Genomic DNA, 11,875 nt, shown 5'->3' with positions numbered 1-11,875 from the left:
TTTAATGTGTAAAGATAGTATTTTTTAATTTTATGGAACAATGCCTATTTGCGCCAATAAATCATAAATTTTTAATAAAAAAACCCATTACAAATCAAATTGTAATGGGTTAATTTCATAGGATTTTATCCTAAATATTTAATCTATAATTTTGTATAGTTTATCAGATAATCGGATTCGGAATGGCAATTTGAATGTACAAGTGTCTCCAGAAACTGCTTTTTCTTGTGCTAAATCGTTAACAAGCATTTCTTCGATTACTACTTTTTGTTCTCCAGTTGTGGAACCTTTTATTAAAATGGTATCGCCAATTTTGATTTCGTTTTCTTCAATTAAAAACTGACCAATACTTGGTTTTGGAAAAAAATGCGTTCCTTTTCCGATATAGACTTTCTTAACTTTAGGTTCTTTTTTGATGGCAGTCCCGGCGCTTCGGGATGGTTTTTCTGCAACAAAAACACCGTGCGTTTCTTCGTTGTTTTTGAAAGTCAAAACGTCTGATTTTCCTTTTTTGAAAATCTTATTTCCGTTTTTAATTCCTCTTCGAATGGCTTTTTGTTCTTCTTCCGGCATGTGAATGACAGTTACACATTCAGCAGAACAGCAACCTTCCATTTTTTCCTTGCAAGAGTCACATTGGATAAAAAGTAAATGACAGCCTTCGTTCACGCAATTCGTATGCACGTCACAAGGTTCGCCACATTGATGGCATTGGGAAACAATATCGTCCGTGATTCTTTCGCCCAAGCGGTGATCAAATACAAAGTTTTTTCCAATGAATTTACTTTCTAATCCTTCGGCTTTTACCTGACGCGTGTATTCAATAATTCCGCCTTCCAGTTGGTACACGTTTTCAAAACCTTTGTGTTTGAAATAAGCACTGGCTTTCTCGCAACGAATTCCTCCGGTGCAATACATCAATAGTTTTTTGTCTTGTTTGTGTTCAGAAAGTTGCTCTTCGATAATGGGTAATGATTCTCGAAAAGTATCAACATCTGGTTTTATGGCTTTGGTAAAATGTCCAATTTCACTTTCGTAATGATTTCGCATATCGACCACAATGGTGTTTGGATCTTCCAAAAGTTCATTGAATTCCTTGGCTTTTAGGTGAATTCCAATATTCGTCACATCAAAAGTCTCATCAACCAAACCATCAGCCACAATCTTGTCGCGCACTTTTACCGTCAGTTTCAGGAACGAGTGATCGTCTTGTTCTACGGCAATATTCAAACGGATTCCTTTCATGAAATCATAGACTTCAATCGAATCTTTGAACGCATAGAAATTATCGGCAGGCAATGATAATTGGGCGTTAATTCCCTCACTGGCGACATAAATTCTGCCCAGAACTTCAAGAGAGTTCCATGCCAGAAATAATTCGTTACGAAATTGTGTTGGATTTGAGATTTGCGCATAAGCATAGAAAGACAGCGTAAGACGTTGTTTTCCGGCATCATCAATCATGATGGCTCTTTCCTCTGCGCTTAATGTGTTATACAGTTGCATGCTATAAACAGTTTTAAGTTGAGAAATATATTTTTTGCAAAAGTAAATAATTTAACCACAATGTTCACAAAGTTTATACATAAAAAAACCCTTTCAGAATTCTAAACTCTGAAAGGGTTAATACATTCTAAAATGTAAATTTTAGCAATACTCGTTGAAAGCGTCTTTTAAGTTTTCAGCAATTAGTTCTGCTGGGCGACCTTCAATGTGGTGACGCTCTAGCATGTGCACTAATTCTCCGTTTTTGAACAAAGCCATACTTGGTGATGATGGAGGAAAAGGGAACATGTGTTGTCTTGCAGCATCAACTGCATCTTTGTCAACTCCTGCAAAAACAGTGATTAAATGGTCTGGTTTTTTAGCGCCATCTAAACTCATTTTTGCTCCCGGACGTGCATTTCTAGCAGCACAACCACAAACCGAATTTACAACTACAAGCGTTGTTCCTTCTAATTTCATTGCGTTTTCTACCGCTTCAGCACTATGTAAATCTTGAAAACCTGCAGCTGTTAATTCCGCTTGCATTGGTTTTACCATTTCTTCTGGATACATATCTTTTTTATTTTAAATCAATAATAAATTCTAGTTGCAAAGTTACAAAGTTTACAATCAAGAATTGGAGTTCAATTATAAAGTTTTGTTATAGTTTGATTGTTATTTCATTGTTTTGAAACCAACATGAAACAGGGCTTTAATAAATAGCATTTTTGGACATTTTAAAATCACCTGAATGTCTTCAATAAAAGAGGTTTCCTCGTCTAAGAATTTAAAAATCAAACTTGGATTTCCTTTTTTGAACATCGAAGAAAAAATGTGGGAACCCAATTCGTTTTTTCGATCCAAAATGTCTAACAAAAGCAAATCGTAAAACCAGAATTTGGTTCTTTTATGAAATTTGGTGAAGTCGGTTTCCCTTTGCAGAAACGCAACTAATTCACTTGATTTTTTATCAGAATTTTTGAAAGTATAACCCGTACTGGCTTTCGTCCAACCACCGGAAGTCCCTATGTTTAGTACGTTTTTAGTATTCGATTTCCAAAAAGGATAACACGTCATAGGAATACTGCCTTGCTCTTTTTCGACGATTTCATAGTTCGTAATTCCAAGTTTTTCGATGTATTGCTGGATTTCGTTTTCGTATTCCTCAGTTTTTAAATGCTGGTGCGAGAACAAAGTGTATTCCAGTAAAGCTTCAGTTTTTGATGTGGGTAACACATACATAAAACGGGTGTTTCCTTTTTGTTCCACCGAAAAATCCATGAAAGTTGCTTGCTCGGAATTGAAAACAGGCTGCTCGCTTCTGATAAACCAACCAATAAAATGCTGTTGTAAAACAGGATATTTCGCCTGACTTTCTGCTTTGTGATTGTTGTAAATACTGTTGAATAATTTCGAGCAGGAAAAGGATTCACTTTCGGTTTGTACCAAAATTATAGTTTCGGATTCTTCAATTTCCAATACTTTGTGGGGAAGGAAAGTGATATTTTCTTGTTTCGAAAGCAAATCAAATACTTGAGTGTAAAAATCCAGTCCTTTCACCATATTGTAGTCGTACGGTTGCAAGTCTAAATCCCTGCGAAAGTTTTCATTGGCAAACAAAGCCGAGTCCCATTTCTTGGAAATAGATTTTTCCCAAACCGAATCGTTGGTTTTCCAAAAACACCACGTTCTGTCGTTGGTTTTTTTAGTATTTTCATCCAATAACAAAATACTTGTATTCTTAAATTTTCCGGATTGCACCATTTTGTACACGGTCATCAAAGCCGATAATCCTGCGCCGGTAAAAATATAATCGTAGTGTTTCATTTGAGAATTTGACATTTCCCCCAAAAATAGACAATTTTATTCTTTTAGTTTGGCTAAAATCAGCTTTAATTCTTTTGGTTTTAAGTACCCGCTGTGCTGAAAAATAATCTCGTTTTCACTGTTCAAAATACATAAAACGGGAAAATTAAGTTGCTTATTTATTGTTCCTAAAGCAATCGCCAGTTCGTGCGTTCCAGAGTTGTTTCCTGTGGGTTTGAATTGAAAAGTGGTTTTATTGAAAACTACCGCTCGTTTTTCTTCGGCATTGAAATCAACAAAATAAAAAGTGTTGTTGAGTTCTTTGATGATTTCCTCGTTTTTGAAAGTGGTGTTTTTCATCGCATGGCAAAATTGGCACCAATCGGTTTGAATGAAAACTATCGTTTTTCTCTTTTCGATACGTTGTAAACTTTCGATTTCTTCGAATGCAACCGAATGCAGCTGCGCGAATCCAGCAGGAATCACACAGCATAAAAGCAACAGTAAATAAAGATTCTTTTTCATTATCTTAAGGTATAGCGAAGTCCGAAAAAGCTTCTGATTCCTTGGTTCGGTCCATAGACATAAGTCGTATCAAACGTTAATCCATAGGGATTTTCAGGTGTTGCCAATACTTGTCCGTTCGTATCGTATGTTACATTTTTATCAAAAGGATCATTGGTTCTTGCAATTAAAAATGGGTTATTTTGTTTAGGCAAAAAGTTCAATAGGTTTTTAATTCCAGCATAGAACTCAAAGTTTTTCAAGCCAGAATAGGTGAATTGAATGTTTTGCAAACTGTACCATGGCGATTCCGGAGCACGAGGATCCAAAGCGCTTAAAAGAGGCAATTGCATCGGGCTGTACACATTTCCGGTATAATCTACATTCAAATCAATAGCTTGAAATTTATACGAAATGCTCCAGGTTGCTGTGAATTTCTCGGTTAGAAAAGGGGTTTCTTTTCGGCCATTTTCAACATTTTTATTGTCTAGCAAGGAAGCGCCAGTGATGATTTTTAATCCATTCGGAAAATTGAAATCGATGTTCGTACTGATTCCTTGGCTTATCGCATAACCGTTGATGTTGTCATAAATGATTTGATTTGGATCAGTATCATAATCCGAAACAATTTTATTACTGAATCGGGTATGGAAAAAGGAAGTTTCAATGCCGATAAAAGTTCCGTTATCGAAATTTATTTTCTTGATATAATTCAAATTGGCATTTATGGATTGTTCCGGTTTCAGGTTATTTGCGATGACAATTTCACGAGCGCCGGTCAAAGCAGCGTGATCTTCGGTAAATAAATTCACCACTCTAAAACCTGTTCCGGCATTCAAACGAATGATGTTGTTATCGTCCAATTTCCATTTATAAGCAATTCTTGGCGTTAAGATGCTTCCGTGAAACGAGTTGTAATCGTAACGCATTCCCAGTAACAGCTTGTGTTTTTCAGTGAATGTAATTTCGTCTTGAACAAAAATTCCCGGTAGCCACGTTTTTTCTGGGTTGTTATTTCCCAGTTTTGAAGTTGCTGGCGTATTATCATCGTAATAATTGTATCGGGTGGCAATTCCGGTAAGCAAATCATTTTTTCCTATTTTTTTATCCCAAGTCAATTGTAGAAAACCAATTTTTTGATTGGCAATATAACTCGTTGTGCCGTAGCGACTGTCTTGAAAATGTACATTTCCTGAAAAGGAAAGCATCAGTTTTTCCTGAAACGGCAGTTGGTAACTTCCAATCAATTCTGCACGTTTGGTATAAATGCTTTCGCCGTAAATTTCGTCACCGCCTCGGTATTTTTTCTCCCAACGCACATCGCCACCAAAACGGTCCTCATAAACACCACGCGCCGCAATGGTGAACAATCGATTTTCTTTTCTGTCGAAAGTCCATTTTTGAAAAAGAGAAATTCGGTCAGAAAGAGTAACATCGGTAAAATTGTCGTTATCGTTATCTATTTTTTGATTGTATCTGAAATAATTTAATCCTAAAAGTGCGGTTGCTTTTTTACCAACATTGAGTTTTACTCCTAAATCAACATTAGTTTCCAACCAAGAAGTAGAAAATACATCGGCGGAAAATAGGGGAGCGTTTGTTGGATTTTTAGTAATGATATTGATTAAACCGCCCACGGCTTCACTGCCATATAAAGAAGAAGCGGGACCTTTTACGATTTCAATTCGTTCCACCAATGAGTTTGGAATTCCGGATAATCCATACACTGTGGATAAACTGCTCACGATGGGCATTCCGTCTATCAGAACCAAAGTATACGGACCTTCCAGTCCGTTGATGTGGATGTCGCCTGTATTACAAACCCCACAATTAAGTTGCGGACGTACGCCGTTTACATTCTGTAAGGCTTCATAAATACTGGCTGTTGGGTTTTTTTTGAAAAATATTGGAGAAAAAACCTCGACTGGAACAGCACTTTCTAATCTTTTTACTGCTTTTAAAGTTCCCGAAACAACGACTTCATTGAGTTGGTTTTCGGTACTTGAAAGTTCAAAATCCAAAATGTTGTTCTCATTAATTTTGACCGTTATGTTCTTTTTTAAAGTTTGAAAACCGCTTGCCGTAATCTGAATTCTATAATTTCCTTCAGCAATATTTTCGATGCTGTAGTTTCCTAAACTATCCGTTTGGGTGGCGTATTTTGTTCCAATTAAAAAAATACGGGCATCCGAAACCCCTTTTTTCTCTGATGAAGCAAATCCCGAAAGGCTTGTTTTTTCTTGGCTGTAGCCAAAGTTAAACATCAGAATAATGGACAATATATATAAATTTTTCACTGTACTTAAATTAAATTTAGGCAAAGCTAAAAATTATATTTTGCAAAACAAATTTTTTAATTACATTTGTATCAATAACTTAATATCATGGCTAAATCTTTAGAAGAAGTAAACCAATCGGTTTCCACACAAAACAAAAAATCAGTATTCCGAAAAATCCTTGCTTTTTTTGGTCCGGCTTATTTAATTAGTGTTGGTTATATGGATCCGGGAAACTGGGCGACAGACATTGCTGGAGGAAGCCAGTTTGGTTATGCCTTACTTTGGGTTTTATTGATGAGTAATATTATGGCTCTGTTGTTGCAAAGCTTGAGTGCCCGACTGGGGATTGTTACCCAACGTGATTTGGCGCAAGCCTCCAGAGAAACCTATTCGCCATTTATCAATTATATATTGTACTTCCTTGCTGAAATTGCTATCGCTGCCTGTGATCTCGCCGAGGTTTTGGGAATGGCAATTGGTATCAATTTATTGTTTGACATTCCGTTGATTGAAGGCGTGTTAATTACGGTTTTAGATACTTTTTTGTTGTTATTCTTAATCAATAAAGGTATCCGTAAAATGGAAGCTTTTATCATTGTATTGGTCGCTATCATTGGATTTTCCTTCATTTTTGAAATGATATTTGCCCAGCCGGAACTGGATAAAGTGTTGTTCGGGTTAATTCCTTCGATGCCTAATGAAGCGGCATTGTATATTGCTATCGGAATTATTGGAGCTACGGTTATGCCACACAACTTATACTTGCATTCCTCATTGGTGCAAACCAGAAAATTCGAAAGAACAACTGCAGGAATTAAGCAGGCTTTAAAATATAATTTTATTGATTCTACGATTGCATTAAACTTAGCTTTTTTAGTGAATGCCGCAATTTTGATATTGGCTGCAGCCACATTTTATAAAAACGGAATGTTTGAAGTGGCCGAGATTCAAGATGCCCATCGCTTTTTGGAGCCGCTTTTAGGAAGCAAATTTGCACCTATATTATTTGCGGTTGCGTTGATTGCTGCCGGACAAAGTTCTACAATTACAGGAACTCTTGCCGGACAAATTGTGATGGAAGGCTATCTTAATTTGCGCATTCAGCCTTGGGTTCGAAGAATCATCACGCGATTAATCGCTATAGTTCCTGCGGTTATTGTAATTACGATATACGGGGAAAGTGTCACAGGAAAATTACTGATTTTGAGTCAGGTTATTTTGAGTTTACAACTGGGTTTTGCCATTATTCCGTTGATTCATTTTGTGAGTGATAAATCAAAAATGAAAGGATTTCATATTGGGAAAGTGACCCAAATCGCTTCTTGGATTATTGCAACTATCATTGTTTCATTAAATGCTAAATTGGTTTTTGATGAAATAACAGGTTGGCTTGAAACTTCCGAAAATCCACTTTTGTTATGGTTAACGGTAGTTCCCCTAGCGATAGGTTTCTTGATTTTGTTGCTTTATATTGTGTTCAAGCCTTTTATTGCCAAAGCCAAAATAGATATTCAAAATCATTCACCACACAGTTTAAAACTGCGATTTTCTAAATCAGGAAGCTACACAAAAAAGAATATTGCAGTCTCCGTAGATTTCTCCAGTGCCGATGAAGTGGCTTTAAATAACGCTTTTGAATTAGGCGGAATAGAAGCAAAATACACTTTGATTCACGTGGTAGAAACCGTAGGAGCCATGATTTACGGCGAAAATATTGATGATCACGAAACCTTAATCGACGAAAAATTATTAGAGGAATACAAAGTTATGCTTGCCGAAAAAGGATTTAAAGTTGAAACTAAATTAGGATTTGGAGAGCCTAATAAAGTGATTCCGGAGATTGTAAATAAAGGACAATTTGACATTTTGGTTATGGGAACGCACGGTCATACGGGATTCAAGGATTTAGTCTTTGGAACTACGGTTGATAAATTGCGCCACAAAATTTCTATTCCGTTACTTATTGTAAAAAATTAAATTCTTGTGCTGAATTTGTTTCAGTATCAGAAGCTATTCCCGTTATCCGTTGTAAATGAAATTCACTGAACAACAATGCAAATAAAAGGATTCCCACTGTTATCGAGACTAGGGAATCTGAAATCAAAAATCGTTAATCTGCAATCAAAAATCAAATGACATTTTCAGAAGAGAATTATCTTAAAACCATATACCACCTTACCATTATTTCAGATTCAGAAATAAGCACCAATGCTATTGCCGAAAAAATGGAAACCAAAGCTTCATCAGTGACTGATATGCTCAAGAAATTAGCCGAAAAAGACTTGGTTAATTATAAAAAATACCAAGGCGTTTCGTTGACAGAACACGGAAAAATAGCCGCAAAAATGATCGTGAGAAAACACCGTCTTTGGGAGGTTTTTTTAGTAGACAAATTAGATTTTTCCTGGGATGAGGTTCATGATATTGCAGAACAATTGGAACACATCAAATCAGAAAAACTCATCAACAAACTGGATGATTTTTTAGGAAATCCTACCGAAGATCCTCATGGAGATCCTATTCCTGATGCAAATGGTCAAATTGTTAAAATCGAAAAACAATTGCTATCAGAATTGCACGAAAACCAAGCAGGAATTTGTGTTGGCGTTAAAGATACCTCATCAGAATTTTTAAAATATTTAGATAAACAAGGAATCGCATTGGGTTCTAAAATTGAAATCATAGGAAAGGAAACTTTCGATTTGTCTTTGAAAATAAAAGTGGATAACAAGGATTTAACCATTTCCAATAAAATTGCCAGTAATCTTTTTGTGAAATTAACGTAGCTATTTGGCGTTATCTTTGGATAAACTATTTAAAATAAAGAACATGAAAAAATACTTGCTGTTGTTTCTTTTGATGCTTGGCACGATAACTTTCGCACAAAACACCAAAACAGAAAATGTTCAATCCTTAAAGATAACCCAAAAAAAGTGTCTTAAGAAAAAGGGATTCAATTTGGTTTTGAAAGAACTCGTTTCTGATTCCCGCTGCCCGGAAGGCGTGACTTGTATCTGGGCGGGAGAAGCTTCGGTAGTAGTTTCGGTTTACAAAGATTCAAAATTAGTGGAGGATCACACGATGGTTTTTTCGATGAAAAACGAAGAAGAAAATAAACAGTGGTTTTCTAAATATTTGCCTGAAAAGCAAAAAAACATAAAAAATTTTAGTGTTTTTCCTTATCCAAAAGAAGGAGTTCAAGTCAATCCGAAAAACTATTATGTAAAAATTGGGTATGTAAAATAACCCTTCTGGAATCAGTACAGTAAATGTTATTTTTTATCGCTTTTGAATCCTATTAATTTTCGATATTTCTGTTCGCTTTCTTCTAAAGCTACCTCAAGTTCTTTGTAATAGGTTATGTCTTTTATATTTGCAACAGCAGCAATTACATAATTGTTTTCATCGATTATCGGTCTTCCGCTGATGATAACCCGTTTTTTAGTTTTCGTTTCTGAATCTTCAATTATTATCTCGACATCATCTGTTGATTCGCCTTTTAATGCTTTTTCCAATGGAAGGTTTTGAGCCGGAAAAACAGTTTGCTCGTCAGGATAATACAAGTCGTATTTAGTGGACCAATCCAGTGTAGTTGGCATTGTAGAGTCTTGTTTTATACCTATGATTTCTTCGGCCATATGATTCGATAAAACGATTCTTTTCTGGCTGTCAGTTACAATAATTCCTTCGCCAATATTTTCTAAAATCAATTTCAATTTTAATTCATTAAGACGTACTAATTTATCGGCTTCTATTTTCTCGTCTTCTAGTTTTTTGCTTATTGAGATGTCTTTAATAAAAGCAATGAAGATGTATTTGCCTAAAATAGTAGCTTGCGACACGGTTAACTCAATATCAAATTCAACATTTTGTTTGTTAAGTGCTGTGGTTTCAAATGTTTTATTAAGAATAGGTCCTTCGCCAGTATCTATAAAGTGATGAAGTCCTTTTAAATGATTCTCTCTATGTTGTTCTGGCATAATTAATTCATGCATTCGTTTGCCTAAGGCTTCTATAATGGTCCAACCAAAGATTTTTTCGGCTTGCGGATTCCATCTCATGATGATTCCCTCGTCATTTATTACAATTAAAGCGTCAGGCGCCTCATTGAAAATGGTTTGCAATTGACCTTCGCTTTCTTTTAATTTCTGCTCGGCTGCTTTTCGTTCCGTGATGTCTCGCATGATCGATTTGTGACCGGTAATTCTATTTCCTTCCCTTAGTTGCATTACCGTTTGTTCTACCCATTTTAGTTCTCTGTTTTTGGTAATAATGGGAAATGAGAATAATGTTTCGTCTATTTTATGTTTAAATTGATTTAAGTAAAAATCGGCCACACGGTCTTTCCATTCTGGAGCGACCAGTTCTGAAAAATGTTTTCCTATAAGCTCATCTTGGGTATAACCCGTTAGTTTTTTACAGGCAGGATTGATGTAGGTGAAATAACCTTTGTAGTCAGATGTGTGGACAAGATCACTTATGTTTTCCACAATTTCACGATATTTCTCCTCGCTTTTGCGAAGTGTTTCTATGGCTTCTGCCAATTGAGCTGTGCGTTCTGTTACTTTTTGTTCCAGTTCTTCATTTAGTTTTTTAATCTCGGTTTCTGCATTTTTTCGTTCCGTGATATCATGAAAAACTGCCACCGCTCCGGTTATTTTACCCGCCGAATCTTTTAATGGTCTGGCGGATATTACGACAAAATTGCCTTCGGTTTTTTTGTAATTTTGTACAAATATTTCCATATCATCTACTTCTTCGCCATGTAATGCCTTAACGATAGGCAGGTCATCAGTAGCCAAAACAGCTTTAGTATCCGGCCACAATATGCCATACGTGTCAGCCCATTTTTCTTCGGGTATATCAAGAAGGCCAATTCCAATTATTTTTTCAGAAGCGGGATTCCAAATGATAAATTTCCCATTTTCATCAGCAACGACTAATCCATCACCCATGTTTTGAATCACGGATTGTAAAAGTGTATTTTGCTCATTTAACTGCTCTTTGGATTGAGCGACTTCATTGTCTCTTTTTTCGATTGTTGAAAGCATGTCATTAAGACCTATGGAAAGAATGCTGATTTCGTCTTTTCCTTCAACGGTCATTCGGGTGGTATAATCACTGGTGTCCTTTATCTGCTGAATTACGGTAACCAAGTTCAATAAGGGTTTTGAGATGTATTTTTTAATAATCATTGCAATCAAGAATGCCAGCCCAATTCCTACGACCAATAGTACAACTCCTAGACGGAGCACATCCATTTTTATTTTATTCAATTCTGATAATTCAAATCGGATACAAACCAATCCAATTGTTTTATTGTCTTTCTTGATTTTGCTGTAAACAAAAAGATTTTCATTGGTAAAATGAGAACTTTTTTCATTCATGGCCGGAACAGAAAATCGATAGTTAGGATCAGAGCCCGGTTTTGTATAGGAGGCAAAAACGTTGCCTTTTTTGTCCAATATGTTTGCATTCAAAATGTCGTTTTGCACGTTTAATTCCGATAGAATTTTATTGGCGGCAGCATTATCCAAAAACTCAAGGGCAGAAACATTATTGAAACCGACCACTTGTGCAATGGCTATTGAACTAATCACTTTTCGGTCTTTAAATCCTTGAATGTCGATCAGTACAAAAGCAGTAATACAAAGTCCCAATACAAATGCTGAGGTGAAAACCTGCATGAGCACCAGCTTATTTTTAATTGATATGTTGCGTAGATTCATCATGTATGTTTTGTTTTTTCAATATTTATAGCACCACTTCACACACTAAACGTTTTGTATTTTAAAGATTTT

9 protein-coding genes are annotated in these 11,875 nt (G+C 35.8%); 3 read left to right on the top strand and 6 right to left on the bottom strand.

The genetic code is table 11. From position 1 onward, the window contains the following. Window positions 1-138: 138 nt before the first annotated feature. From CLV00_RS03840 to CLV00_RS03820, 5 genes are all read right to left on the bottom strand, one after another. Window positions 139-1,506 carry a rhodanese-related sulfurtransferase gene (locus CLV00_RS03840; protein ID WP_099713889.1) on the bottom strand — a complete coding sequence of 456 codons (1,368 nt, stop codon included), beginning with the start codon at window positions 1,504-1,506 and terminating at the stop codon, window positions 139-141. A 141-nt stretch (window positions 1,507-1,647) separates the two neighbouring features. Continuing rightward, window positions 1,648-2,058 carry a BrxA/BrxB family bacilliredoxin gene (locus CLV00_RS03835; protein ID WP_091172289.1) on the bottom strand — a complete coding sequence of 137 codons (411 nt, stop codon included), beginning with the start codon at window positions 2,056-2,058 and terminating at the stop codon, window positions 1,648-1,650. Window positions 2,059-2,160: 102 nt separating this feature from the next. Further along, a complete protein-coding gene (locus CLV00_RS03830; protein ID WP_233206851.1) occupies window positions 2,161-3,327 on the bottom strand; it encodes a lycopene cyclase family protein in 1,167 nt (388 codons plus the stop codon). 21 nt (window positions 3,328-3,348) lie between these two features. Beyond that, on the bottom strand, window positions 3,349-3,816 hold the full coding sequence (locus CLV00_RS03825; protein ID WP_099713888.1) for a thioredoxin family protein: 468 nt from the start codon (window positions 3,814-3,816) through the stop codon (window positions 3,349-3,351). Continuing rightward, entirely contained in the window at window positions 3,816-6,059 is a 2,244-nt protein-coding gene (locus tag CLV00_RS03820) for a TonB-dependent receptor (RefSeq protein WP_099713887.1), read from the bottom strand. The genes CLV00_RS03825 and CLV00_RS03820 overlap by 1 nt, the downstream gene beginning before the upstream one ends. 120 nt (window positions 6,060-6,179) lie before the next feature. Between CLV00_RS03820 and CLV00_RS03815 the strand changes: the two genes are divergently transcribed. The 3 genes from CLV00_RS03815 to CLV00_RS03805 all read left to right on the top strand — a co-directional run bounded on the left by CLV00_RS03815 (window position 6,180) and on the right by CLV00_RS03805 (window position 9,320). Next, window positions 6,180-8,051: an Nramp family divalent metal transporter gene (locus CLV00_RS03815; RefSeq protein WP_099713886.1), complete on the top strand. Its 1,872-nt coding sequence runs from the start codon at window positions 6,180-6,182 to the stop codon at window positions 8,049-8,051. A gap of 155 nt (window positions 8,052-8,206) precedes the next feature. Continuing rightward, window positions 8,207-8,860: a metal-dependent transcriptional regulator gene (locus CLV00_RS03810; RefSeq protein ID WP_099713885.1), complete on the top strand. Its 654-nt coding sequence runs from the start codon at window positions 8,207-8,209 to the stop codon at window positions 8,858-8,860. Between the two features lie 43 nt (window positions 8,861-8,903). Beyond that, window positions 8,904-9,320 carry a hypothetical protein gene (locus CLV00_RS03805; RefSeq protein WP_099713884.1) on the top strand — a complete coding sequence of 139 codons (417 nt, stop codon included), beginning with the start codon at window positions 8,904-8,906 and terminating at the stop codon, window positions 9,318-9,320. Window positions 9,321-9,346: 26 nt separating this feature from the next. Here the strand turns inward: CLV00_RS03805 and CLV00_RS03800 are convergent, their stop codons facing one another. Further along, the gene (locus CLV00_RS03800) at window positions 9,347-11,806 is read right to left on the bottom strand and encodes a PAS domain S-box protein (protein WP_099713883.1); all 2,460 of its coding nucleotides are present in this window, start codon (window positions 11,804-11,806) and stop codon (window positions 9,347-9,349) included. Between the last annotated feature and the right edge of the window lie 69 nt (window positions 11,807-11,875).

This window comes from Flavobacterium sp. 11 (assembly GCF_002754315.1).
GTDB lineage: Bacteria > Bacteroidota > Bacteroidia > Flavobacteriales > Flavobacteriaceae > Flavobacterium > Flavobacterium algoritolerans.
This window is presented reverse-complemented; position numbering and strand designations above follow the sequence as displayed.